The 25999-nt window shown below is 54.8% G+C and carries 22 protein-coding genes and 3 tRNA genes; 10 read left to right on the top strand and 15 right to left on the bottom strand.

The window, feature by feature from the left end; translation table 11 throughout:
* Nucleotides 1-51 precede the first annotated feature (51 nt).
* From JE47_RS0102175 to JE47_RS0102165, 3 genes are all read left to right on the top strand, one after another.
* Complete coding sequence (locus JE47_RS0102175; protein ID WP_031458190.1) at nucleotides 52-1047, top strand: pyruvate dehydrogenase complex E1 component subunit beta; 996 nt, start codon at nucleotides 52-54, stop codon at nucleotides 1045-1047.
* Between the two features lie 29 nt (nucleotides 1048-1076).
* Nucleotides 1077-2420, top strand: coding sequence for a dihydrolipoamide acetyltransferase family protein (locus JE47_RS0102170; protein ID WP_031458189.1), 1344 nt, complete (start codon nucleotides 1077-1079; stop codon nucleotides 2418-2420).
* 128 nt (nucleotides 2421-2548) lie between these two features.
* Nucleotides 2549-3448, top strand: a complete 900-nt coding sequence (locus JE47_RS0102165) for a sulfurtransferase (RefSeq protein ID WP_031458188.1) — start codon at nucleotides 2549-2551, stop codon at nucleotides 3446-3448.
* A gap of 796 nt (nucleotides 3449-4244) precedes the next feature.
* Here JE47_RS0102165 and JE47_RS0102155 read toward each other — a convergent pair.
* The 5 genes from JE47_RS0102155 to JE47_RS0102135 form a co-directional block, all read right to left on the bottom strand.
* A complete protein-coding gene (locus tag JE47_RS0102155; protein WP_031458186.1) occupies nucleotides 4245-5495 on the bottom strand; it encodes a hypothetical protein in 1251 nt (416 codons plus the stop codon).
* Nucleotides 5496-5793: 298 nt separating this feature from the next.
* A complete protein-coding gene (locus JE47_RS0102150; protein ID WP_031458185.1) occupies nucleotides 5794-6282 on the bottom strand; it encodes a hypothetical protein in 489 nt (162 codons plus the stop codon).
* Between the two features lie 261 nt (nucleotides 6283-6543).
* Nucleotides 6544-7110, bottom strand: a complete 567-nt coding sequence (locus tag JE47_RS0102145; protein WP_035418844.1) for a hypothetical protein — start codon at nucleotides 7108-7110, stop codon at nucleotides 6544-6546.
* A gap of 376 nt (nucleotides 7111-7486) precedes the next feature.
* Nucleotides 7487-8170, bottom strand: coding sequence for a ribonuclease HII (locus JE47_RS0102140; protein ID WP_051871051.1), 684 nt, complete (start codon nucleotides 8168-8170; stop codon nucleotides 7487-7489).
* A complete protein-coding gene (locus JE47_RS0102135) occupies nucleotides 8148-8777 on the bottom strand; it encodes a class I SAM-dependent methyltransferase (RefSeq protein ID WP_031458182.1) in 630 nt (209 codons plus the stop codon). The genes JE47_RS0102140 and JE47_RS0102135 overlap by 23 nt, the downstream gene beginning before the upstream one ends.
* Nucleotides 8778-9239: 462 nt before the next feature.
* Between JE47_RS0102135 and JE47_RS0102130 the strand changes: the two genes are divergently transcribed.
* Complete coding sequence (locus JE47_RS0102130) at nucleotides 9240-9683, top strand: zinc ribbon domain-containing protein (RefSeq protein WP_031458181.1); 444 nt, start codon at nucleotides 9240-9242, stop codon at nucleotides 9681-9683.
* A 71-nt stretch (nucleotides 9684-9754) separates the two neighbouring features.
* On the opposite strand, the gene JE47_RS0102125 is transcribed toward JE47_RS0102130, so the two are convergent.
* The 5 genes from JE47_RS0102125 to JE47_RS0102105 form a co-directional block, all read right to left on the bottom strand.
* Nucleotides 9755-9828: transfer RNA gene (locus JE47_RS0102125), tRNA-Gln, on the bottom strand.
* 3 nt (nucleotides 9829-9831) lie between these two features.
* Nucleotides 9832-9918, bottom strand: a tRNA-Leu gene (locus JE47_RS0102120).
* A 570-nt stretch (nucleotides 9919-10488) separates the two neighbouring features.
* The gene (locus JE47_RS0102115) at nucleotides 10489-11778 is read right to left on the bottom strand and encodes an RNA-guided endonuclease InsQ/TnpB family protein (RefSeq protein ID WP_035418842.1); all 1290 of its coding nucleotides are present in this window, start codon (nucleotides 11776-11778) and stop codon (nucleotides 10489-10491) included.
* On the bottom strand, nucleotides 11769-12329 hold the full coding sequence (locus tag JE47_RS0102110) for an IS607 family transposase (protein WP_031458179.1): 561 nt from the start codon (nucleotides 12327-12329) through the stop codon (nucleotides 11769-11771). The genes JE47_RS0102115 and JE47_RS0102110 overlap by 10 nt, the downstream gene beginning before the upstream one ends.
* Nucleotides 12330-12608: 279 nt before the next feature.
* Nucleotides 12609-14732, bottom strand: a complete 2124-nt coding sequence (locus tag JE47_RS0102105) for a cyclic nucleotide-binding domain-containing protein (protein WP_031458178.1) — start codon at nucleotides 14730-14732, stop codon at nucleotides 12609-12611.
* A 139-nt stretch (nucleotides 14733-14871) separates the two neighbouring features.
* Here JE47_RS0102105 and JE47_RS0102100 point away from each other — a divergent pair, with 139 nt between their 5' ends.
* The 3 genes from JE47_RS0102100 to JE47_RS0102090 are packed head-to-tail and all read left to right on the top strand — an operon-like array spanning nucleotide 14872 to nucleotide 16884.
* Nucleotides 14872-15630: a YebC/PmpR family DNA-binding transcriptional regulator gene (locus tag JE47_RS0102100; RefSeq protein WP_031458177.1), complete on the top strand. Its 759-nt coding sequence runs from the start codon at nucleotides 14872-14874 to the stop codon at nucleotides 15628-15630.
* A gap of 24 nt (nucleotides 15631-15654) precedes the next feature.
* The gene (gene ruvC / locus JE47_RS0102095) at nucleotides 15655-16149 is read left to right on the top strand and encodes a crossover junction endodeoxyribonuclease RuvC (RefSeq protein ID WP_031458176.1); all 495 of its coding nucleotides are present in this window, start codon (nucleotides 15655-15657) and stop codon (nucleotides 16147-16149) included.
* A gap of 51 nt (nucleotides 16150-16200) precedes the next feature.
* Nucleotides 16201-16884 carry a hypothetical protein gene (locus JE47_RS0102090; protein ID WP_031458175.1) on the top strand — a complete coding sequence of 228 codons (684 nt, stop codon included), beginning with the start codon at nucleotides 16201-16203 and terminating at the stop codon, nucleotides 16882-16884.
* Nucleotides 16885-17080: 196 nt separating this feature from the next.
* Here the strand turns inward: JE47_RS0102090 and JE47_RS0102085 are convergent, their stop codons facing one another.
* From JE47_RS0102085 to JE47_RS0102070, 3 genes are all read right to left on the bottom strand, one after another.
* A complete protein-coding gene (locus JE47_RS0102085; protein WP_031458174.1) occupies nucleotides 17081-17839 on the bottom strand; it encodes a class I SAM-dependent DNA methyltransferase in 759 nt (252 codons plus the stop codon).
* A gap of 43 nt (nucleotides 17840-17882) precedes the next feature.
* Nucleotides 17883-19781 (bottom strand): ABC-F family ATP-binding cassette domain-containing protein, encoded by a 1899-nt coding sequence (locus JE47_RS0102080; protein ID WP_031458173.1) that lies wholly within the window; start codon nucleotides 19779-19781, stop codon nucleotides 17883-17885.
* A gap of 584 nt (nucleotides 19782-20365) precedes the next feature.
* Nucleotides 20366-20441 (bottom strand) — tRNA-Gly (locus JE47_RS0102070).
* 120 nt (nucleotides 20442-20561) lie between these two features.
* Between JE47_RS0102070 and JE47_RS0102065 the strand changes: the two genes are divergently transcribed.
* Nucleotides 20562-21203, top strand: a complete 642-nt coding sequence (locus JE47_RS0102065) for a hypothetical protein (protein WP_051871050.1) — start codon at nucleotides 20562-20564, stop codon at nucleotides 21201-21203.
* 166 nt (nucleotides 21204-21369) lie between these two features.
* Here the strand turns inward: JE47_RS0102065 and pufM are convergent, their stop codons facing one another.
* Together pufM and JE47_RS0102055 are read right to left on the bottom strand one after the other, a co-directional pair.
* Nucleotides 21370-22293: a photosynthetic reaction center subunit M gene (pufM, locus tag JE47_RS0102060; RefSeq protein ID WP_031458170.1), complete on the bottom strand. Its 924-nt coding sequence runs from the start codon at nucleotides 22291-22293 to the stop codon at nucleotides 21370-21372.
* A gap of 16 nt (nucleotides 22294-22309) precedes the next feature.
* Nucleotides 22310-23245 carry a photosynthetic reaction center subunit L gene (locus JE47_RS0102055; protein ID WP_031458169.1) on the bottom strand — a complete coding sequence of 312 codons (936 nt, stop codon included), beginning with the start codon at nucleotides 23243-23245 and terminating at the stop codon, nucleotides 22310-22312.
* 297 nt (nucleotides 23246-23542) lie between these two features.
* Between JE47_RS0102055 and JE47_RS0102050 the strand changes: the two genes are divergently transcribed.
* The gene (locus JE47_RS0102050; protein WP_031458168.1) at nucleotides 23543-24442 is read left to right on the top strand and encodes a glycosyltransferase family 2 protein; all 900 of its coding nucleotides are present in this window, start codon (nucleotides 23543-23545) and stop codon (nucleotides 24440-24442) included.
* Between the two features lie 10 nt (nucleotides 24443-24452).
* Nucleotides 24453-25880 (top strand): undecaprenyl-phosphate glucose phosphotransferase, encoded by a 1428-nt coding sequence (locus JE47_RS0102045; protein WP_031458167.1) that lies wholly within the window; start codon nucleotides 24453-24455, stop codon nucleotides 25878-25880.
* The last annotated feature ends 119 nt before the right edge of the window (nucleotides 25881-25999 follow it).

The raw sequence follows: 25999 nt of genomic DNA, 5'->3' as shown, positions 1-25999 counted from the left end.
CCCGATGTTCCGTGTGGTGTAGCGGATGTTGCATGGACTAAAGAGGTTGTTATGCCTGTTATTACGTATCGCCAGGCCCTGAATGACACCCTTGGCGAGGAGTTAGCCCGTGATCCAAATGTCTTGCTCATGGGTGAAGAGATTGGCGTGTTTCAGGGTTCGTATCGGGTCACCGAGGGCTTGCTGGCCGAGTTTGGCCCCAAGCGCGTTGTTGATACCCCGATTGCGGAAGAGGGATTCGTTGGAGTCGCTATCGGCGCTGCGATGCTCGGCCTGCGTCCGGTGGTCGAGATAATGACGATCAACTTTATCCTGGTCGCTATCGATCAGATCGTCAATCATGCGGCGAAGATTCATTATATGTTCGGTGGGCAGGTCAGTGTGCCGCTGGTGATCCGAACACCTTCAGGTGGCACTGGCCAACTAGCAGCCACCCACTCGCAGTCATTCGAGAACTGGTTTGCCTACTGTCCTGGCCTCAAGGTGGTTGCACCGGCCACACCTTACGATGCCAAAGGTTTATTACGGGCTGCCATCCGTGATGATGATCCAGTGATCTTTATCGAGTCGCTGGCGCTCTACGATACTAAGGGTGAAGTACCAGAAGATGATGATTACGTCCTTCCGATTGGGATTGCCGACGTAAAGCGACCGGGTACCGATGTGACGGTTGTCTCTTATTCACGAATGACAGCCGTAGCATTGCAAGTTGCGCAGCGGATGGAACAAGAGGGCATTAGTGTCGAGGTCGTTGATCTGCGTTCGCTCCGCCCGCTTGACCGACCCACCATCATCGAATCGGTGAAGAAGACGAATCGCGCCGTTGTGATCGCGGAAGACTGGTACTCATACGGTGTAACGGCTGAAATCGCGGCGACAATTCAGGAAGAAGCCTTTGATTATCTCGATGCGCCAGTTTACCGGGTCGCCGGCCTTGAAGTGCCGTTGCCCTACGCCAAAGAGCTGTCGGCAGCTTCAAAACCAAATGCCAATAATCTGATTTACGCCATTCGGCAGGTCATGCGTGGCACGAAGCGCATGCGATAACGATACGGTTATGAGGAATAGGAGGCTCCATGGGTGAAATAACCATGCCTCGTCTCTCCGACACGATGTCGGAAGGCACTGTAGGCCGCTGGTTGAAGAAAGTCGGCGATCAGATTGCTGTTGGTGACATCATCGCCGAAATCGAGACCGATAAGGCCACAATGGAACTGGAAGCTTTTGAAGCCGGTGTTCTGCAACAGATTTTGATCCCAGAAGGACAGACCGTGCCGATTGGGCATCCGATCGCGATCATCGGTGATAGTGCGGCACCCGTTGCGCCAACACCGTCAATACCACCAGTCACGACGCAACCATCGGCTCCCTCGGCATCGGCTGTCACTCCAGTCACCGTTCAGGCAGTGTCTCCAGCAGCAGTAGCAGAGTCGGCTACGCCCGCACCGGCTGTCGGTGGTGATGACAATGGTCGGATTAAGGCATCACCGGTTGCCCGACGCCTGGCCGAAGAGCTAGGGATTGATTTGCGCCAGGTAGTAGGTACCGGCCCAGGCGGTCGCATTATCAAGGAGAATGTTGAAGAGTTTGCGGCCCGACGTGGTGCTGCCGTGCCAGCTCCGACCGTGACCCCATCTACTCCGCCGCCGACGCCTGTACCGGTTTCACCACCAACGCCAGTGCAGCCACCAGCGCCAGCACGTGCTCCGACACCTGCACCAGTACCGACACTGGCCGGCGCCGAACCGCTGAGTCGGATGCGTAGGACTATTGCTCGCGCAATGACCGATAGCAAGCCTGGTGTACCGCACATCTATCTGACCATCGAGGTCGATGCTGACGCACTGGTAGCATTGCGTGAGCAAATTACCGCCAGTGGAACTCGCGTTTCAATTAACGATCTTGTGGTCAAGGCGGCAGCAAAGGCTCTGAGTAAGGTACCAGCCGTGAATGTCAGTTACAGTCAGACTGCTGACGGTCAACCCGGTATTGTGCGTCATAGCCAGATCAACATCGGTGTAGCCGTTGCTCTTGACGATGGTCTGGTGGCGCCGGTTGTCCGCGATGCCGACAAAAAGAGCATTAGCGTGATCAGTGCTGAAATTCGTGACATGGCACTGCGTGCGCGCGAGGGCAAGATTAAGCAACAGGAACTCGAAGGAGCTACCTTCCAGGTCACCAACCTTGGCATGTTTGGCATTGTCGAGTTCGGTTCGATTATCTCTGTACCGCAGGCAGCTTCTCTGGCCGTTGGTGCGGTGCGTAAAGTTCCGGTGGTACGCAACGACCAGATCGTCATTGGTCAGGTGATGAACCTTACCCTCAGTGCCGATCATCGGGTTGTCGATGGGGCGGTCGGCGCGCAGTACCTGCAAGAGTTGCGTAAACTGCTCGAAGCACCGATGAATATCATCGTCTAACGAGCAGGTGAGACGCATTGCTGTCGGTCGCTGTGACCTTTGTGTCTTGTGGTGCAACCAACCACTATGACACCGAGGTCACAGTGTGTTTGAACCATCGCTTGTCATGACCATTACCGAGGAGCCGTATGAGTATAGAGATAGAGCTACCATCAGGGCCCCTGGTTGAAACTGACTGGCTGGCAGCCCATCTCGGTCACCCGCAACTGCGGATCGTCGATATGCGTGGAACCGTCTTGCCACCTACTGCACCTAAACCGCACTACTTTGCCCGCCACGACGATTACGCCGCCGGTCATATTCCGGGCGCCGTCTACATTGACTGGACACGTGACATTGTTGACCTTGATGACCCGACGCCCGTGCAGGTCGCTCCACCGGCCAAAATTGCTTACGAGCTAGGGAAGCGCGGTATCGGTGACGATTGTGTGGTTGTTGCTTACGATGACTGGTTTTCAATGTTTGCCGGTCGTCTGATGTGGGTGCTGCGCTATTATGGTTTCGAGCGCGTTCGGGTTTTAAATGGTGGGCTGGTGAAATGGCTGGCCGAGGGGCGTCCGCTAACTACGGAGGTTCCCAATTACCCACCGGCAACTTTCACGCCACGACCACAACCGCACCTGCGGAAAACAGCCGATCAAGTCTTGCAAGCCCTGGAGCGTGATCTGCTCTTGATCGACGCTCGCCACGAGCGAGAATACCGCGGTCTGGAATCACGTGCTGCCCGTGGCGGTCACATTCCAGGTGCCCACAACGTTTTCTATCAGAGCCTGGTCAGCGGGCCGCACCAAACTTACCTTTCCCCTGATCAACTCCGTGAACGCTTTCGCGCTGCTGGTATCGATCCGGATGCCGTCAATGATCGTGAAGTAGTTGCTTATTGCAACGGCGGTGTTTCAGCCACGCCAACTGCACTGGCTTTCGAGATCGTCAGCGGACGTCGGGTAGCGATTTATGATGGTTCCTGGAATGAGTGGGGGAATGATCCGACCAAACCACTCGAAGCTGATCGGGAAGGCAGTGAATGACATCAGGAGAGTGTGGGAGGCAGGTTCGGAACTTACCCTTGATAGTATACTGTTACGACGTGAACTGATGTATGACGTTCATCGGCCTATCAAACCCGACCGAAAACCGGCCCATTGAACATTCATTCCTACCATGCTTTAAGAGCGTGATCAGAAACTCGAGGTTTTGATCAGGCGCTTAGCAGGGGTATCGGCTGAAGTGGCGAGCAACGAGGAGCACGCCTGGCTCCTCACCTACCCCCGGCCCCTTCCTCTCCCGCAGTGTGGGAGAGGAAGGGAGAGGGTGCCACCTCACCCATCCCCCTGGCCCCCTTCTGCTCCCAAACAAGGCGAGAAAGGGATTGCTCAGGCACGGTATGTCCCAATGAGAAAGCAAGGTTTTTGATCAGGCGCCAAGGACTATCCGAATAATCCATCATCACCTCACAACGGATGAACCTTGTCGATGGATGCAAGACGATTCACAAGGAGGGGCGAGGCGCCGCCTCGTCCAGATAAGATCCCACGGCGATGGTCGTGGCGCCTAGGCTATCGAACGTCGTCGCAGCGCAGGAAGATGACGCTTTCGGATGGCACACCGATCTCAGTGAGGATAACCTGCGCTAACCCGCATCGCTCGGAACAGGATATGTCGGATCGGCGCTCGGCAGGTGAGTGCCCTGTCGTTATCGGCAAATTGTCACATCAAGGTACTACCTCGCCTACCGACGCGCAACTGTTCTCGCACGTACCCGGTGGTGCCTTACCGGGGGCACGCACGAACGTGCCGCTGAGCTATTGCTAATGAGATGTCAACTTACTCATCTGGGTTGCCGTACTCATTAATGTCAGCAGGATTCGGATCGTTGAACGGAATATTAGGTGGAGTCAGGGGATTGTTGTCTAACCCAATCAGCGGTACCGGTTGCGGATTGGCAATCGTGTCGCTGGTTTGGGTCAGGGTAAAGGTGGCAATAACCAGTTGCTGACTCACCGCACCCTGGGCGGTAAGCTGGTAGAAACCAACCGGCAACCGTTCATCGAGGAACAGTTCTACCATGAACTGACCGGCTATCGGATCGGCAAAGGTTGAGGGAAAGCCTCGCACCGCGCCGTCTGGCATTGTTAACCACAAATCCACTCGTTCACCAGGGAAGAAGAGGTCGCCATTCGCATAAAAGATGGAGCGTTGCGGCGCCTGCGCTCCGAAGGGAACGACCACCGACAGACGGGCTGGCCCACGTGGTGTTACCGGTCGTGAGCGTAGTTCAAAGTGGGCAAAGGCGCGAAACCCACTGGTATTACCGAGTGCGGTTACGGTGTAGCGCCCAACCGGATTCTTACCCTCAAACTGGAAGGAAGTTGAGACTGCGCCAGCGGGTGTTGCCCGTATCACCTGTTGGCCGGGCGGAAAATCGATGACGGTACCGTCGGGTGCTGTAAGCCAAAACGACACCAATTCACCGCCGATGAAGCCTCGACCATCGACCTCAAGGATCTGCCCCTGTAGAATGACATTCGTCTCCTGACCATTCAATGTCGCCCGGATAGTGGCATTACCACTTGGCCCTGGTTGTCCGCCTGGAATCACAACAAAGAAGGCCGATGCCGTATTTGCCCCGCCGCTACTCAAACCGCGCCCGGTCAGTCGGTAGCAGCCATACGGCCAGGTACCCGGTACCGTAATGGTCAGCGAAAGTTGACCGCCATTGTTGGTAAAGCGGGCAAACTGCACATTCGTAGGCATATCGATCACGCCGTCGAGCAACTGGCTGGCACCAACGGTAAAGATACGACCGTCGGGGAAGGTAATGTCAACTTCTACCGGTTCTGGACCAAAAGGTGGCTCAAGGACCCGATAATAATCGAAACGAGCAAGCAGGCTCTGAGTTTGAAAGATAGCCGGTGCTGGCGCGTTGGTGGTTGCACATGGTGCGAATCCCTGGGGTGTAAAGATTTCGACACGTGCCTGAGAAGCGGCTGAACCATACACAAATACCCCAAGAATCACGAGAATAAAGATGCTGAATCCGAATGCAAAGGCGGAACGCAGTGAAAGTCTTCTCATAACCCCCTCCCTGGTATGCTGAGAAAAACCTGATAGGATGATGAAAATGTACAATTCACTGCGTCCAACGAGCAATCTGTGTAGATTACGCTATCGTTACAAGCATTGTTAGAACGGGAACAGACTTTATGAGTAAAAATGCGGTTTAAATTGGTGAAAAAATGTACAGATTTTAACATACTACAAAAAGTAATCTCACCACAGAGAGGTTACAGAGATTTCCGCCTGCAATCATCTTGTTCGGCGCGCTGTCTTACTCTCTATGGTGAGTCGTGTAGTGAACTACAAGGAACGTGTATCAACCTCGTTCCGAACGCTGTAACTCCTCAACCCGTTGCAACTGTACGTAGAGCGGTGGAACACCGAATAAGGCCCGTTCCCAATCGGTCACTCGTGGATTGACCTCGCCAAGCGACCAGCGCCCACCGATGCGGATAATCTGCGTGCCGAAGTGCTGTGGCTGGCCCAGTTCGATGAGCAGGCGATCCCATGCCATCGCTCGCAGTGTCCACGCCCGCTCGTCACCCAATTCTGTGGCACGCCGGGCAAAGCGATGGGCATGACGAAAGTCGGCTGCTGTTTCACCACAGATCATGACCAGGCCTGCCAGAAAATATGCGCGCTCGTCGGTAAGGTATCCCTGCGCTTCCATTTCCAGTACGCGATCACAGCGTCGCCGCCGTTCAGCCGACGACGCCCCTTTGGCCTGTCCATCTATTGCTTCGCTGGCGAGGCGGCTTAGTTCGGTTATGGGATCCTCGGGAAGGAACTCATCATCTGGATCCATCACCAACTCCTTACCGTCTGACGGTCAGATATATAGTGAGTGTTTGCAAGTTTTTAGCTTCTCTTTTCAGTGTACCACGTATTAGAGGAGTCCTCGGTGGTGAATCGTAACAGGTTGTGGATGATGATCGTTACCGTCATTACGACAACGCACCACCTATCATGCAGAGCAGTGGTCATCTACGCCAGGCCAAGGGATAATCCCTTTACAATCCATCTTCAACGTGCGGCAAGTATGGCTGCCCGCTGCATCTTACCGCAATTACGACCGGACTGTACGCTGTGATAGATGCCACCCATCGAGCACATCGGCAAACGTTCGCCGATCATTCGCACAGCGTCGGCATAAGACTACCCAGCGCCAATCTTCCCCCTGCTGCACTGGCCGTCGGTAGACATCAATCCGCTGGTTCGTTCCACAACGGACGCAACACCCACCGGCACGCAGGTATGTAGCCCAGATAACCGGCATTGCCAGATGATCGAGGAACAGATGCAATGTTACCCCCGCCGCTAGTGGACGAATCCATCGATGGTGCTGCGCCAATGCCCAAAGTGTTGGTACCACAAGGAGCGGTTGATGCAGCCACGAACGTAATGAGCCGTACCTTGGCCGGTTGTCGCCACGCTGCGGCAGTCGATTGCGATAACGATTGTAGTGGAGGGCACCGCTAATACTCCAATCGCCGGTACGACTGATGTACAGTACCAGATGATCGAGGTCGATCAAGACACCACCGGCAATGAGTAGGGCTGCTGATAAAGGTTGCCGTGGATATAAACACATCGCCAGAACGGCTGAAGAGACGAGATGTTGATCAAATCGCATGCTGCGCTCCGCTACGCTAAGAACGTCGTGAGTATAAAATTCAGAGGTTTCACCCCGCTACAGCATAACGTCTTAGAGCCTGATCAGAAAGCCAGATTTCTCATTGGGCACGTACCCGTGCGAACCATTGCGTGAGGTGTACCAATATGCTTTCGCGCCAGCCACGCTCCGCCCCCTTCCTCGGCCCGTGTGGGAAAGGAAGAGGCCAGGAGGGAAGGTGCGGGGCCAACCTCCCCTGCCTCGCCCCGTGTGGAGGAGGAAGGGGCCAGGGGGAAGGTGAGGGGTGCCAGTTGCCCGCCACTATTCCCCGAACCATTCTGGAGATACCATGGTCTCGCCTCATCAAAAGCCCGGGTTTTTGATCACACTCTGATATTTACGGCAATCTATCCGCTAACATTGTCGGTACAATCTCCGCAGTCGCTGTGCACTCTAGTTGCGCCAGAACGTCCATGACCGGCTGAAAAGTGCGGCGATGTAACGGTGATGGGCCGTATCGAGCGAGTGCACGTTGATGAACGGCTGTACCGTAACCCTTGTGCAGGGCAAAACCGTACTGCGGGTAACAGCGGTCGGCGCTTACCATCAACCGATCACGGGTGACTTTTGCAACAATTGAGGCAGCCGCAATCGAGAGTGAACGCGAATCACCACGGATGAGCGATTCCTGAGCAAGTGTGATGCCGGGTAGCCGTTCGGCATCGATGAGCACGCCATCAACCGCACAGGGTAGCGCCAACAACGCCTGGATCATTGCCAGACGGGTCGCCGGAACGATGCCATAAGCGTCGATGAGAAAAGCCGGCACGATACCAACCCCAATCCCTGCTGCGTGCGTCTTGATGACGGTATACGTCTGTTCGCGGGCGTTTGCCGTCAATTGTTTGGAATCGTTCACCATACGTAACAGGTCGGGCTGATCGTATACGGCTGGTGAGAGCACTACTGCGGCTGCAACAACCGGACCGGCCCAGCAACCGCGTCCGGCTTCATCAACCCCTGCCAGTACGGTGCAACCTCGTGCGCGCCAGGCGAACTCAACGCTCAGATTCGGTGGCATACGGTTTTCCCATCATCATCAGGACACTACTGTTTCCTACCCGAACACGCTGCACCTGCAAGCGGAAATCCCCGAACTCAACAACAGTCGGTAGCTCATCGGTGTGCCGTCTCAGCCACACCAAACGATAGAGAGCATCAATCAAGCGACCGTACCATCCTTCCGGGCGTCCACCGTCAACGATCACTAATTGTCCGTCAGCAGTTAACACTCGCCGTATCTCGGCCTGTGTGTTCGGATCAAGGATATACTCTGCCGGAAAGGTTGCACATACCGTATCGAAACTGGCGTCGGCAAATGGTAAGCGGCGCGCATCAGCTCTTATCAACCGACGGCTGAAACGTGCTGCTCGTCGCAGCATAAACGGCGAGAGGTCTAGTCCGATAACATCGGCACGTCTGGCGAGTGCTCGTTGCAGATAACCCGGCCCACATCCCAACTCCAGCGTCCGTCCGCGTAACACAGGAACTGCTGCCAGTACCCAGCGTTGCCAGTAGCCACCGGAAACCAGCCACGCGATGAGGTCGTAACTCCACGCCAGTTCGTGGTAGAGACGATGAAACAGCCACCGGACGATCTGTTGATAGAAGAACACAAATTGCTTCATGTTAAGGATGATACAATAATTGCTACATGCTGCGTTGTAGAGACCTTGTTGGCGACATCGTATATCTATCGTTATACCATATCCGGTCGGAGGTGTGAAAGCGGAAGATGTTGGGAAGTACGCCCACCGTAATGTGCTGACACGCCAAACGATGATGTTCGGCCAACGGTGCGGGGTGGGGATTATCGTCAGCGGATGCAAGACAGTGGTTTTTCAGGAAGGAGGCTCCCTTATCCCAAATCACAGAGATACTGAACATGCCTGGTACCCTGTTGTCGGTCGCGGCCTGCTGGGTTTACAGGGCCAGATAGGTTTATATACCGTCCGGATCTGTGTTTATGCTCATCACTGCTGTCATCATACCTGAAAGTGACATTCTGCATCCACTGACGATTGCTGATCGTCAAACATAGCGAAAATCCTTTGAGAAGATTTCTCGCCGAGCGTAGGAGGGAGATTTTGATGAGCATTCTCGACCAACTGGGTAAGACCATTGCCAATGTCAGTGATCGGGCAAGGTTCGAGGCTGAGAAGTTTCAGAAGACGACACGTCTGCAAAGTGAAATCAACGAACTTCGCCGCCTGATCGATCAGAAACTGTTAGAGCTTGGTCAGCGTGCGTATGACCTGCAACGGGCAGGTCAGATTCACGCCCCTTCACTGGCCGAACTGGCAGCCGCACTCGATCAACTGCGTTCGACACTGGTTGCCCGTGAAGAAGAGCTGAAACAGGCGCAAAACGAGGTCTACGTTCCGCCAACACCGCCATCGCCAACGGTGCAGTCGGTTCCAATTAGCGAAGCTCCGCCTACATCTGATGCGCCAAAGATATGTCCACAGTGCGGTTTCCAGATGCCGGCGCGAGCGATTTTCTGTCCGAGTTGTGGGACACGAGTGGGCAAGTGAAGATCAGCCGTTTGATAGCAAAACCCCTTCTTCACGCCATTGTGAAGAAGGGGTCACTTGGTTGAGTTTTGTGGCTGGGGGACAGGGATTCGAACCCCAACCGCCTGGGCCAGAACCAGGTGTTCTACCCTTAAACTATCCCCCAACGTGGTGCCGAAGGTGGGATTTGAACCCACACGAGGTCACCCTCACTACGCCCTGAACGTAGCGCGTCTGCCAATTCCGCCACTTCGGCCTGAGCCGTTTGCTCGGCGCGAAACATATAATACTACGACGAACGTCCTTTGTCAAATGGATTCCAGGACTCTTGCAGAGCAATCGGATCGCTTAAATGCCAGGCATCTTGACTGGAAAGGTCATCACACGCTGCACGAAAGCGTTTGGTTTTTACCTGACTTCTTGAGAGAGAATCAGGAGGACTGAGCGATTGAAAGAACTTATTTTTGATGTTGAAATGCCTGACGGGATTTCTGCACAGAAGTTATCTTCCTTGCCAGACCTGGTTCTGCAACTCGAAAACTACGCTATCAAGCGATGACGTGAAGCGCCTGTACCGCTACCGTAAAGTGTAGAGTTCTTTCTTATGGGAAGAATTCAACGAAGACTCTTTTAAAGAGGGCATTCGTGTTTCTTTAGAGCCGATCCGATATATCTCGTTCCAACCCATGAAGGTCGCCCCTCGCCGTCCTGATGCAGCGGCAGCGGCCCCGGGATGTACATCGCACCCGGTCCGGCCGTCTATCATGCGAGAGGGTAGGGCGCAGCGGTGCTGACATCTATGTACCGTTCTGCCGCGCATCGTCATTTATTTCACCGTTCTGCCGCCCGAAAGGTGAAACTCATGACGGGCTGCTTCCTGCTTCATCGACCCATAGCTCGTAGACCGACCCTCGCGGGCCGTTCCGCCGCCAGAGGGATCTCCACAGGCGTCACTTCCCGGGGAACTCCCGGTAGGACCCGTCAGGTGGGTCAGCCCGTATGCGCTCAGGTTGCACGCCGCATTGAGATCCCGATCAACCTCCAACCCGCACGCCTCACAGTGAAACACCCTCTGGGAAAGGGGGAGCGCAGGACCGACCCAGCCGCAGCCCGAGCACCGCTTCGTGGACGGGAAGTTCCGCGGCGCAATGAGGAGCACGGCCCCATACCAGGCGTACTTATACTCCAGCATCCGCCGGAAGGCCCCCCATCCCACATCCAGCATGGCCCGCGAGAGACTCCCGTTCCGCGCCAGGCCCCGCACGTTCAGGTCCTCCACCACCAGAACCGGCTTGGCTGTCGCCAGCTCGGTGGTGACCTTGTGCAGGAAGTCCTGGCGAATGTTGCGGATGCGGCGATGCAACCGGGCCAGGCGCAACACGGCCTTCTCGTAGTTGCGGGAGAAAACTGTTCGCTTCTGCTTCCGCGAGAGCTGCTTCGAACGGCGCTTCAACAGCCGCAAGGCCTTCTCCAGAGGCTTCGGGGCCTCGATCCGCGTTCCATCCGACAGCACGGCAAAAGCCTTCAGCCCCACGTCGATGCCCACCACATCCTCCGGTCCCTGGACCTCCCGGGGCTCGGGATCCGGGCGCTCCACCTCACAGGTCAGGCTCACGAACCAGCGATCCGCCTCTCGGGAGATGGTCGCCGAGAGGATGCGGGCCTTCTCGGACTGAAGGAGCTCCAGGAGTTTATCCGTCCGCTCCTTGGTGCGGACCTTGCCGATGCGAGGGAGCTGCACGTGCCGGGGCGTGACCCGGATATGGCCGGTTAACCTCGCCTTGTTGTCCGCCAGGGCCTTCTTGCGCTTGACGCGGGGGAAGTTGGCCCGGCCCTGCCGCCAGTTGCGGACGGCCCGCTCCAGATCCCGGAATGCCTCCTGAGGGGCGCATTTGGACACCTCCACCCACCAGGGGGCGTTCTCTCGCTTCCACTTGTTCCAGTCCTTGTGGAGGTTCACCGCTGAGGGGATCTGCTTGCCGCGTTCTTTGGCCTCCAGACAACGAGTCAGGCCCCAGTTGTAGGCGAAGCGGGCGGCACCCACGTGCTTCGCCAGGGCGATCCGGGCCTCCCGGCTGGGGGCCAGCTCGAAGCGGAACGCCTGTATCACCCGCATCCCATTGCCTCCAGCGCCTGCCTCGCTCGGTGCCGGGCCGACCGACGCCCATACCGACGCCCGCAGGCCGAGGTGCGGATGTCCAGGACGTCGTGCACCAGGTCGTCTGTCACGTCCCCATCCTCTATGACCACCACGTGTCGCCCCGAAGCGGCCAGAGCCGCTTCCAGCACGTCACATCCGAACCGGGCCAGCCGATCGCGATGCTCCATGACAATCCGAACCACCTGGGGATCCCGCAGGATCCGTAGAAGTTTCTTTCGTTTTCCGTTCACCCCGGAGCCGATGTCGGTCACCACTGTAACCTCTGTCCAACCCTGCTCTTGAGCAAAGGCCTGAAGGCGTTGAACTTGCCGTTCCCGATCCTCTTTCTGGTCAGCGGAGGACACTCGGGCGTAGAGCACCGTGGTGCCTTCTGAGCGAGGTGCTTCGACGAGGATTGTCCCAGTAGGCAATTGGCGGGCAGGGACAGGGAGCTTCCCCGCCCGAAACCACCGCCAGGCAGTGATAGAGCTGATCCCCTGCTGACGAGCCCAATCCGAGAGTTTTATGGCTGAAATAAATGATAATAAAATTTCCAGCAGTTGTCAACCCTACCTCCATCCACCGATGATGGGGAGTTGGCGTGCGCACCACCCCACCGGTACAATGGTCATGTGATGCGGGGTGGGAAGCATAGAGGTAGTCGATGCGACGGGTGGTGAGGCACCGGTAGAGGTACGGCGCCGCTGTACCCCTCCTGACAGAGTTAATCCGTCATGGACGTGACGATACGATATTCGGATAGGCACTCATTCGTTATTCGTGCAGATGAATACAGCGTGAATATCTTATCGGTCTATCGTTTGCCAGTGGAGGATGAGATCAGGATACATCAGGTAGAAACGTTGCAAGGCCGCGGCATCAATTGACCAGACCATCCCTTCGGTCAGGGCACGCACGGTAAGCCGGTAGGGTTCGCCACGCAACGCCGAGCGCATACCAAAACAGTGGCCGCTCTGTTCACTCTCACCACTGGTCTCACCGCTGAAGTGCAAGCGACCGCTTATCAGCAAGAAACCGTGTGTTCCTATTTCGCCTCGTTGACAGAGAACATCACCGGTGGCGATCGGGTGAGGGGTAAAATCGAGCGCTAGATCAAGTAGCGTAGCCCAAGGCAATTGCCCCAACGTTGAATGCAGCCAGAGCCATTCGGCGCGGGCAAAAGCGGCTCGTAATCCCAACTGATCGGCTACAAAGGCAAATAGCTCAGGTGTGATCTGTAGCAGTTGCACGTCACTGTGTGCCACCAGCGTACTGGTACGCGGTTCGCCGATCAAGGCGCCTCGTTCCCCCAAACTGTGACCACGCCCCAAGAGACGCACCGCTTCACTGCCAACAACTATCTCGACGATCCCGCGATGGATAACATACGCACAGCCATCGGAGGCTTCACCTTCACGTGCGATAACGCTACCTGCTGAGAACGTAAGGACTGTACACTGTTGGGCTAGCTTTGATCGGGTAGAAGCCTTCAGACGGGCAAAGATCGGGCAGATGGTGAGCGTTTCAAACCGTTGGCGTTGTTCGTCGTCTTGCACGATGTCACCTGTGCCAACAATATGACCACTAACGGCGATTTCTACCCGGTCGGCCACGTCCGCGGTTACGTCGAGATGTCGGTGACTGGTATGGGCCAGGATAAGACGTCGGCTGCGAGCGCTAAGTGTGCGTAACAATTGTGCACTCGGTGTTGTATGAATAGCACCACCACCCATATCGTGAACCAGGAATTCGGCTCCGTCGGCAAAGCGGCGTAGTTCATTGAGCCGTTCGGCGCTCAGATACCCGGTTTGATGCAGATGTTCTAACCACTCCTCATCGTACCGCATATCACCTGAATAGCCGACTCCGTTGACCTTTACCGCAATGGTCGGCACCGAGTGGACTGCATATGTGGCGATAAACTGGTAACCGTGCAGTTCCAGGGGTTGGCCTGGCTCAAGCGGGTAAAAGTCGAATAGTTCGGCGACCGTCGCTGGTGTCAGATTAAGCATTTCGCTCAGGACACGCAATAATGAACGGTAAATGGTTGGCGCGGTTACAAGTTGAACTCGTTTACCACCGGTCAGAATCAATTCGGGCAAGCCGGCGATATGATCTTCATGAAGGTGCGAGATGATAACCAGGTCGATCTGCCTTGGCGATAGTCCTAAATGGGCCAGGCGTACATTAATGTATGCAGCAGCATCAAACAAGAGAGGTTGACGATTGCCAAAGTACGCTAGAAAGCAGGTTGTAATACCGGTGGGGTCAAATCCATCACTGCCACCGATGAACTGGAGGGTTAGAGCCTGACGTGGTAATGGACGTGGTGGCGCTACCGTCAACGGATGGGCGACAGCAGAGATTGTCGTAGGAATACGAGCTATTTCAGCGCCGTTTTCGGTGAAGATAAAGTTGCTTCCATCACAGGTAATCTGCACCTGACCAAGATCACCACCTCCTGCTTCCAAAGCCACAATGCTTGTCATATCGTCAATCGTTGGTGCGCGTCCCAGGGGAGGAAAGAAGGCGACCGCTGCACATTCACGCCGGAGCCATGGGTTGGGCCACTCTTCAGTTGCTGTTGGGCCGTTGATAGTTTCACTCAATAGTGCGTGCAATCGTTGGGCTTGCGCTATGGTTGGGGTAATCAGCGTTATTTTCTGTTGTTGCCCGAAAAAATTGGCATAGATGAGAAATTCGACGCTCGCGTAATTGATACCACGATAGACAAAACCTCGCGAGCTTGGCTCGCTTCCCGGTAGAGCATCAAGGGGGAGTATGACATACCTGGGTGGGTTCACGCCGTGTGCCAGCAAAAACTTCAGACTCTCCGGTGGACTGTTTACCATAACATCGCCAGCAGCAGTCGTAACGACATAGATATCGTTCGGCAAACAATGTACTCGATCAGTTATCACCGTTGACATATGCCCCTCCTGCCGGCAGATGAAAACCGCTACTGATTCAAAACGGAACTAGTAACAATATTGTACGATGCGAGACCTTCAACGAGCCATGCTATAATTGAGCATAGTATAACCTTCTATCACAGGGAGGTGAGAGGATATGTCAGGTCATTCAAAATGGCACACCATTCGCCGCACCAAAGGCGTAAACGATCAGCGGCGAGGTCAACTTTTTACGAAACTGGCGCGTGATATTACGATTGCAACCCGTGAGGGTGGTAGTGGCGATCCAGACTTGAACTTTCGCCTGCGGCTGGCAATTGAAAAGGCCCGCGCCAACAACATGCCAAATGAGAATATTCAGCGCGCCATTGATCGTGGTTTGGGTAAGTCGAATGAGGCAGCGCTCGAAGAGATTTTCTACGAAGGTTACGGGCCTGGTGGCGTTGCCATCCTGATCGAAGCGGCTACCGATAATCGCAATCGAACCAGTTCTGATATTCGGGCTACATTTAATAAAAATGGTGGTAGCCCCGGTGAACCCGGTTCCGTGGCGTGGATGTTTGAACAGAAGGGACTGGTTACGATTGATTTGAGTGCCACCAAGCGCGATCCCGATGAATTGCAACTGATGGCAATTGATGCCGGTGCCGATGATGTGGTGGTTGATGATGAAACGCTTGAAGTATACTGCGATTGGACGCAGTTGAATGCTGTCCGGCAGGCGTTTATTGATCAGGGTGTACCGGTAAGCAACGCCGAGAAGATTATGCGTGCTAAGACGCTTATCCAACCCGATGAAAAAGATGCGTTGGCGGCACTGCGCTTAATCGAGAAGCTCGAAGATCTCGACGATGTGCAGAAGGTCTATTCTAATCTCGATATTACCGCCGAATTAGTGGCACGTTTCGATTCGTGAACTTTACCCACCAACAGGAATATTGTGCGGGCACTTGGTATTGATCCTGGGACAGCGACCATGGGGTGGGGCGTCGTTGAGTTCGACAGCCGTCATTTGCGCTTGATCGATGTTGGTGCGCTCACCACTCCAGCCGGTATGCCACAACCTGAACGGCTATTGCAGCTCTACAATGGCCTACGAGCAATTATCGAGCAGCTACATCCTGATACCGCGGCAGTGGAAGAGCTGTTTTTTGGGAAGAATGTAAATACCGCCCTATCGGTTGGTCAGGCACGTGGTGTGGCGTTACTGGCCCTGGCACAGGCTGGTGTACCGGTCTACGAATATAAACCGCTGGCCGTGAAGCAGGCTGTGGCCGGCTATGGTGGCGCCGATAAGCGACAAATGCAAGAGATGGTGCGGCTGACGCTCGGTCTGGCTACGGTACCACGGCCTGACGATGCTGCCGATGCTCTGGCAATCGCTATTTGCCATGCTTATTCTGCGCCAAACCGTCAGCGACTTGGCTTGTCGTAAATCAGGGCGGTATCTGGCTAGCTGACGTCAGACTTATAGTTTCCTTGGCCTATGGCTTCTCGTCGTCGCCCTGGTGCACCCGCCGATTTTGAAGAGATTCGGCCTAATCTGTTTCTAATCCACAATCCGGCATTAAGTCCTGTTTTACGTGGTGAAGGCGAGCGTGAAGGGTTTCAATTCCGTCTGACCAGTTGGCGACGTGAAGGTTTGCTCGCACGCCTGGCAAACCGTGGTTTCGTTACTTTGACGATTGCCGATCGGATTGCTGCGCTCCCTTCGCCTCCTATCGTATCACCTGGTGCGCTCCGCGTCATTCACGTAGGACCGAAACAACAGCTTAGCCTGCTCGATCTGAACGTACCCGGCGGATGGCGTGGATTATGCCCATCGCCTACCGGTACTGTGACGCTGCCTGAAAAACAAATTGTGCGCCGTCGTCTTGGGCGTGGCCCGGCGGAATATCTGCGTATTACCGCAACCGGCTGGCAAACTGTGCCTGCCGATGAAGCACTCTTGACTGCCTACGGTCAGTTGATCGATCCGCCGCCAATTTCCCTCACCTCGGTTGGTGGTGGCTGGCTTTTGCCCGAACTTCCCTTGCCATCAAACTATTGTCGAGTTCTGAACCATATTGTTCAGTCGCATCCTGCTGGTTGGTTGCTGACCAATGTGTACGCATGTGACCTGGCTGAACTCTTATTACACAAGCTGCGGTTAACGGTAGTACGCCGGTAGTTATGTCTGGCAGTGGGATGCTCTTAAAGGGGGAGGGTTGCCCCCTCACCTTCCCCCCCTGCCCCCTTCCTATCCCGCGCTGCGGGCGAGGAAGGGGGGATGGGAGAAGGAGACCTGCACCTTCTCCCACCCCCTTGCCGCTCCTCCACGCGGCGAGGAAGGGGGGATGGTTGGCCCCTACCACCCAAGAGAACGTTCAAACATACTCGTCGCCGATTGGGCGCATCGCGACATAGACCACTCGTGGATCAGCGGTAGTTGCCGGTGTCCAGTGGGGAGTGAGACGCGCCGTCAAGACTAGTCCGCCGGCGTTCAAGGCTGCCGCGATGTCTGTTTCCTCCCACGGTCGTTCGCAATGCGTCTCTTCGCCACGCCACCAGCGCTGCCCGTCGCGGCGAAACCAGATAATGCGACCATAGGCGCGCTGCTGCACCGGATCGAAGGTGAGCCGGTTGATGACCAGCAGATCACGTCCGTCGAAGGTTACCTGATCGTATTCGTGCCATGAACGAAGGCCGGCCGGTGTGTTCAGATCAAAGATGAAGTGTCCACCGGGGCGCAATAACGTGCCGACTGTTCGACAAACCGTTGTCAGATCGGCATCGTTGAGAAGCTGGTTAAGGCTGTCGAAGAGACAGGTGATCATGTCGAAGCTGGCCGGTGCCAGACGTGGATCAGGTGGGAGTGCACGGATGTCGGCTTCGATCCAGTCAATGTCTAACCCGCGCTGAACAGCCTGCTCTTGGGCAATGCGCAGCATATCGGGCGACAAATCGACCCCGACAACGATCGCACCGTTTGCGGCAAAAACCAGCGCTGCCGCGCCGGTACCACAGGCAAGGTCGAGCACCCGTTGCGGTAACGGAAGATGCTCGAGAATAGTACTGGCTAACGTGGCACCGAAGGTCGCCTGACCGGCAGCATGATAAATTGGTGCGTATGCACGGTAATTCATTGTCGCGGGCAGGATTAGATTACGATGCTAGAAATGAACATCCTTAAGCTGCCAGTTGTTCCCACAGAGCGTATTTAGCTGCCAGCAACTGTTCTAGTTCGGCATATTGCGCGCCCAGGGTCGTTAGCCGCGCAACATCACAGGCCTGACTGGCCGCATCGAGTTCACTGCTGAGTCGGGCCAGGTCTTGCTCGAGCGCCGTTACTTCAGCTTCCAACGCTGCTAGACGACGTTGCCTGGCTCGTTCGGCATCATTGGGACGTGATGGCTTTGTTGGTGTTGGCCGCTGTTCATACTGTTTTGGCGGTGACGGTTGGGGTAGCGCGGCTTGGGCAGCAACGTACTCACTATAGTTCCCGATAAATTGTCGGATTCGACCTTGATCAACGATCCAGAGCTTATCGGCCAGGGTGTCGATAAAATAGCGGTCGTGCGAAACAAACAAAATCGTACCGGGATACTCTTTCAAAATAGACTCTAACGCCTCACGTGCATCAATATCGAGATGGTTGGTCGGTTCGTCGAGCAGCAGCATATTGCCGGGCAAGAGGGTGAGTTGGGCCAGCGCCACTCGTGATCGTTCACCACCACTCAGATCGGCAATTCGTTTGAACACATCGTCACCGGTAAAGAGAAAACGCGCCAACAGATGACGTGCCGCTGCCTCACCAAGCCCTGGGGCTACGCGCATGATCTCGTCAAGGACAGTATTGTTCCACTGCAAAATATCGTGACCCTGTGCATAGTATCCGATCCGCACTTCGTGACCGAGACGTACCATACCCTGCAACGCCGGTAGTTGTCCGACCAGGGTGCGGAGCAAGGTTGTTTTGCCACATCCATTTGGGCCAAGCAAGCCAACCCGCTCGCCGCGCCGGATCGTCAGATCATCCGCTCTTAAGAGCGCCTGCGCCCCACCATTTTGGCTACGGTAGCCAACCACCAGGCCATCGAGATGTAATACCAGTTCGCCTGACCGGAGTTGATGATCGAGTGATATGCGCAGTTTTGCCGCTTCTTTAGGCCGTTCAACCATCTGCTCACGTTTCAAACGTTCCAGTCGTTTTTCACGCCCTTTTGCCTCACGTGCGCGCTGTCCGGCCCGATAGCGGCGAATAAACTCTTCGGTGCGGGCAATGAACGCCTGTTGCGCCTGGTATTCCTTGAGCCGTCGTTCCATACGTTCGGCTTTCAAGGTCAGATACTTCTCGTAACTGCCAGGGTAATCTTCAAGACGCTGAAAACTCAACTCCAACGTGCGCTGGGTTACTCGTTCAAGGAAATATCTGTCATGCGAGACGACAATCAACGTGCCGTCCCAGTTCCGGAGAAACTGTTCCAGCCATTCGAGCGCCTGCATATCAAGATGATTGGTCGGCTCATCGAGTAAGAGCAGATCCGGATCGCTGAGCAAGGCGGCAGCCAGAGCTGCCCGCGTCTTTTGCCCACCCGAAAAGTGATGCAGACACTGATGATATTGTTCGGGCTGGAAGCCAAGCCCGTGAAGTGTGCGTTTGATCCGGTATTCGATCTCGTAACCACCGGCGTGCTCGAAGCGGGCACTCAATTCACCATAGCGCTCCATCATCGCTTCCCAATCGGCAGCCGAGGTATCGGCCAGCCTTGACTCTAGGGCCAGCAATTCGGTGCGCCAGGTGTTGAGATCGGCCAGGGCCGCTTCCATCTCTTGCCAGAGCGTGCGCTCGCCACTGAAGCGCGCTTCCTGAGCGAGGTAGGCAACACGCACCCCTCGCGCCAGTTTGAGACTACCACTGTCTGGAGTCTCGTGACCGGCAATGATACGTAACAGAGTGCTTTTGCCAGCGCCGTTTAAGCCGACAATTGCCACTTTCTCGCCACGGGCAATTTGAAAACTGACGTCGTGAAAGATCAGTTCAGCGCCGAAATATTTACTCAGGTTGTTAGCACTTAGCAGGGTCATGGTGTCTGTTGATATAGGTGTTGGACTGTTCGGGATAACTTGTGGTCACGGGTTCACAATGCGTTGCTACGCACAGATTGAGTGCCAACGGTGATCTTCGTAGAATGACATTGCCGTTGCCATCTTTACGTCATGAACTATATCATAGATTGCCAATCTCTGCATCGTGAGCAGAATACAGCCTATCCTCGCCGACGCTTTCTGGTGCGCAACCGATTCTGAAGGGCATGCGGATGCGGTGAGCGATGATTTCAAGACACCTGACACAGGCGTGGGCTTGCGGCCTGTATTTTCAGATGAACAAAGTATCATCACGTAAGGGCGACGCATGCGTCGCCTCTATACCGGTATTGAACAGTGTTTCGTCACGTTGGTACGTCGCCGCCGGTGATACCCAATGCACGATCACGGGTGTATACCATACGAGACACGGTGTTGCCAGATCTATCCGCGTCATCCGTTGCGATGCGGAAGGACTGTGCATCACGTCAATGTGGTAGATAGATGTTCGGGCAGGCTCTTCAGATTACGGCTTGTACGTTTCACTCAAACGAAAAAGCCAGTGCTTACGCACCGGCTTATAATGGAGCGGGAGACGGGATTCGAACCCGCGACCTACACCTTGGCAAGGTGTCGCTCTACCAGCTGAGCCACTCCCGCATCGCGTTTAGAGTATAGCACAATCCGATAATTCGTGCAAGTGTGATACGATCAGAGCACGTATCGTTGTAAAACCTGTTGTGAAGTTGCTAGATCATACGAGGCTACAAGGTTCTGCCTATGACAACATCATCACTACGTCAACGGCTAGGTCGCCGTTTAAGTGCCGTGCCATACTACCAGGTACTCGTAGCTGAACCGGATCGGTTGCACCTGCGGTCATATCCTCAGGCGAATCGTCCGGCGGCGCTGCCGCTCCTGGTTGGTGGTGGAGTGTTGATGCTCGTTGCTATGGCTGTTCTCATTGCCGGTGTGCTGGCAGCCCTGCAAGAGCTAGGATTTGCCGCAGCAGGTATCAGTGCCGCAATTGCCGGACTCTTCGGCGGGTTAGGCATTCAACGGCTTGTCGGCGGGTACGCCATTGCCACAACGACAAACGAGATCATTCTCGATAACGAATCCTTCACGATGCGGCAGACGAGTCGAGTCGGACGACCACGTGAACAGCGCGTTGTCCGTACTGCCATCAGCGGTTTACGGCTGCGCCCCTATCGAATCGTCACCGGTGGGTTGATTCGTCGCTTACAAACGGTCCTTACGCTCGAGATGCTGGTTGGTGAAGAGGTGTGGATCATCGACAGCGCGGCAGTTCCAGCTGCTTTACAGCCAGTCGTAAACGCTCTGGCGCTGGCCCTGGGAATGTCGGTTGAACGGGTGAGTGATGGTTCGGGCGTGATAGGCGCACGAGAGCAGAGGCGATAAAAGTGAGCGGAAGGGGTGGACTCCAGGCAACCTGATTGCTCACGAAGAGGCACTACTGAGAGTCGTCGCTTGTCTCGGAAGTATCACCCTTCCGCTGACCAGAGAAAACCTCCCATCCGTCTTGTAACGGATGGGAGGCGGGGAGGAGGGCGGGAATACGTTCAGCCTACGGCAACGAAACCGGTGGTGTAGGTCCTTGTGGATAATTGATACCGGCCTCAATACCCCATTGGAACCAGTTATTCACGAAATCAGGCATTGAGAAGAAGACGCCAAGTGCGCCGGTAATACCGCATAGCCAGGCAAACCAGAAAGCCCACAGATGGATCGAGTAGGCATTCGCATTAAAGCCCATGCACCAGCGCCAGAAGAGCTGCGCACGTTCAGTACCGGTACCGGGAGCCTGAATCTCATTCCACTCTTCGTGTGCGGCGTACTTCTCAAGTGCCCAAATCGTGCCGGCGTGCATTGCCAGCAAGAGTGTCGAACCAAGCAGGAAGAAGATTGAGAGCATGTGGAACGGATTGTAGTAGAAATTGCCGTAACGCACACTCACATTGTTCGTCCAGTCGAGCAGAGCCTTGATCCCATGGGCGGGGGCTTCCGACCAATCACCCATCCAGATAGGGCGAATGATGTAGATCACCAGGTAGAGAGCAATGGCACCCGTGAAGCCATAAGCCAGGTACGGCTTGATACCAAGGGCCTTGGCACGAGTGTAAATATGCATGTACCAGGCAAAGATTGAAACGGTCAAGAAGAAAGTCGCGATAAGCCACCAACCGCCCTCCTCCAATGGCGGAAAACTCAGGCCATAGCGCGATGAAGGCGGATCGATCTGTAACACTACAAAATACTTGATGAACGCTATCGGATTGTAATTGACTTGGGCAAGCATCACTACCAGCCAGATAAACGTGAAGATCCCGCCCGTGATGTACGCCACTGCATTCCAAAAGCCGAGGTAAAATGGGCCGAGCTGACTATCAAAGCCAAAGTTCTCGAGTAATGGAACCTCGATGGGCTTTCCGATACGACCGCGGTCACGACCCAGCTCCAGATCACCCGGCGTCATATTTATTGTCGCCATATCGTAACGCTCCTCTCTAGACGCCGCTCCAGAAGGGCAGATTATTCCAGAAGTTCCAGAAGCTTACCCAATCTTGTACTGGCCAGCCTGACAACAGGATGCACAAATCTGCTGAGAGGATGCCACCGATAGCGAAGATGTATCCCAAACGGTGAACACCCGACTCGCCAACCGAGTAGTATTGCACATCACGGAAGAAGACGTTCTCGATGTCGCCGCCTTCAGGGCCACGATACTGTGCCGCACTGAGGATCAGCGACCCGTGGCAGGCCAGGAGCCAAGTTGAAGCGAATAGACCGGTAATCCCAATCGCATGGAACGGATTGTAAAAGAAGTTATTGTAACGGTAGCCAAAATTCGATACCCAATCAAGATGTGGCATAATGCCGAGAACGAAACCCTCGTGCCACATTCCTAGTGCGATTGGGCGAATGACCTGTAGGACCAGCCAGGCTGAGAAGGCGACCCCAAAGGCAATCGGCACATGATAGCCCATATCGAGCTTCATGCTGATGTCAACCTGACGCATCATCCAGCCGAAAAAGGCGATGGTAGCGAAGAGAACCGTCATCTGCCAGGCAAACCCCGGCTCCCCTGGTGCAGCAAATCCCAGACCAAGTTCGGCAGGTGGTGGATCGATGCGTCCGGCAAAGAAGTTTTGTGGCAGTGAATAAGGCCCTTTGAGGATTGTTTCGTTGATGTAGAAATACGAACCAAAAATGATCCCGATCACCGAGACAAAACCCCAGAAGCCAACGTAAAATGGCCCGACCCAGAAATCGAACGGGTCATAGCGGAAGATAGCACTGAAGGTAGTCCGTCCTTTGATTTTGTACTCCGGCTCGATCTCTTCGATCGTCCGCCCGCCCGGTACCCGTGTAGCTCGCGCACCTTCGACGACGGTGAACGAAAAGTCGGGGAAGCGGGGGTCTTTCGCTTTTGCTCTACTCATAGCGACTCCCTCTAGTAGCGGTTGGCGCGGCGACCGATACCTTCATCGCGCCTTGTGGTTGACCTGACTCGGATGACGTGTAATGATAAGCAAAAATTTTTGCCTTTTCGGTCAGTATAATATGCCCGGTACACATTGTCAAGCCAAAGCTTTTAATATTTAATTCTGCATTATAAAGCCTTAAATCTTTTTCTATCGTTGATCTATGCCATCGATACGTTCTTGCATATAAAACAAGAGCAACCTGTGGTATACTGAGCCAGAATAGCAGCATGAGTTTTGACGCACAGGAAAACAATGAGCCGTCTGGCAGTCGTTATTCTCAACTACAACCGGGCCGACCTGTTAGCGGATTGTCTGGCGTCGATTGCCGCTGCACCCACCCGCTGTGAGTTGTCGGTGTGGGTAGTTGACAACGCCTCAACCGATGGCAGTGCCCGAATGGTTCGCGAGCGATTTCCGTGGGTTCACCTGATCGAAAGCCCAGTTAATGGTGGTTTCTCTGCTGGAAATAATCTAGCATTACGTCAAATCCTGGTGTTACCCGATCCGCCGACTTACATTCTGTTACTCAACAACGATACAGTGGTACCGCCAGGTGCACTCGACGGTTTGGTTGATTATCTCGACAAGCACCCAACGGTCGGTGCCGTTGGGCCAAAATTGCTATTGCCCGATGGATCGCTTGATCTGGCCTGTCGGCGTAGTTTCCCAACGCCAGCAGTTGCCTTTTACCGCTTATTTGGGCTGTCACGTCTCTTTCCACGTAGCCGCCGCTTTGCTGCGTATAATCTGACTTATCTCGACCCTGATGTTGAAACTGAAGTGGATTCAGTGGTTGGCGCCTGTATGATGGTACGCACAGCAGTTGTGCGAGAAGTGGGCTTGCTCGATGAAGCATTCTTTATGTATGGCGAAGATCTCGATTGGGCCTATCGGATCAAACAGTACGGTTGGAAGATTGTCTACTACCCTGCGGTAACGGTCTACCATTATAAACGTGCCGCTTCCAGTCGTCGTCCAATCCCATCGATCCGGGCGTTCTATGATGCAATGCGTCTTTTTCATCGGAAACATTATGCAGCGACGACGCCCGCCCTACTTAATGGTCTGATCGAGCTAGGTATTACTGTAAAGGAGCTGTGGGCACTTGGCCGCAATCTCCTCCTCCCCGCCAAGGCGCGTCACGTCGGTTAGAACGCGCTCATTGCTGCGCCCACGAGCCTGGCAGGCGTTGTTACGCCTGTTACTGATCGTGATTGATGTGGCGTCGCTCAATCTGGCAACCCAAGTAGCATATGCGCTCGGCGCCGAATCATTATCTGGCGCAGGCTTTCGTATGCCTGCCGATCCGCTGACGCCGCTGCGTCTAAGCGTGATTGGTAGCGTCATTGCGCTGATCGTGTTTGCCAGTAACGGTCTTTATGAGATGAAGCGCGGCGCCTCACGTCTTGATGAAGCGGTGAAGGTGCTGACCGCCGTGTCGCTAACGATGGTGTTGGTGATTTTCGTCAATGCGCTGATCGGTGAGTTCGGTGGTGAAGAGATACCATGGACGCGCGAGATTCTCTTTCAAGGCTGGTTGCTGGCGGTTGCAGCGTGTCTGACCGGTCGGTTTCTCCATCGTGGGCTGGTCTCGATCTTGCGCCGCCTTGATATTGACACTCGTCGGGTACTGATCGTCGGCGCTCGTGAACCTGGACGACTGGTCTGGAATACGATCCGGCGCCGCCCTGAGTTAGGCTATCGCGTTCAGGGTTTTCTGTCAGATACGGTGCCGATTGGCGAGATTGTTGATGGATTACCGGTTCTTGGTCGTACCGATCACATTTGCCGAGTCATTCGGGCTACTCACGCCGACGAGGTGATTATTGCGCTCTCTGGTCGTTCGTCACAAGACCTGATTGACGTGATCGCGCTAGCCGAAGATGAGTCGGTAGCCATTAAGATTTATCCTGATACATTTCAACTGATTACCAATAATGGTATCTCAATTGGCGACTTGCGCGATCTACCATTAGTAAGCGTAAAGAACGCGGCGCTCGATAATCCGTGGAATCGGATGCTCAAACGTGCACTCGATCTAGTTGTTGCATCGGTCGTATTGCTGTTCGCGGCGCCGGTGATGCTGCTCATTGCACTAGCGATCCGCCTTGAATCACGGGGACCGATCTTCTTTTTGCAGGAGCGGGTAGGGCTTGATGGTAAGCCCTTCTGGATGATTAAGTTTCGCACGATGCGCCCCGATGCCGAGCAATTTGGCACGTGGACGGTGCAGAATGATCCACGAGTAACGCGCGTGGGGCGTTTTTTGCGCCGTACCAGCCTCGATGAGTTACCGCAACTGATTAATGTTTTGATCGGTGAGATGTCAATTGTAGGGCCGCGTCCTGAGCAGGCACGCTGGGTTGAGCAGTTCCGACAGCAGATCCCACGTTACATGCGTCGGCACAAAGAGAAGGCCGGTTTGACCGGTTGGGCGCAGGTCAATGGCTTGCGTGGCGATACCAGTATCGAAGAGCGTACCCGCTACGATCTTTATTACGTTGAAAACTGGTCGTTGCTCTTCGATATCAAAATTATTTTGCGCACGATTATTAACTTCATTACCGGTCGGCAGGAAAATGCGTATTGATCACTTACCGGTTGCCAGGTGCGGCTACGATGCCTCTGGCTCTGTTTTGCAATGTATGGCCACTCGCTTTCCATCCTCACCCAAACCGGAATATATGTTACAATAGTGGAGAAATCTCC

This window comes from Chloroflexus sp. MS-G (genome assembly GCF_000735195.1).
Classification (GTDB): domain Bacteria; phylum Chloroflexota; class Chloroflexia; order Chloroflexales; family Chloroflexaceae; genus Chloroflexus.
Note: the sequence above shows the minus strand (reverse complement) of the source record. Positions and strands in the feature narration are given on the sequence as shown.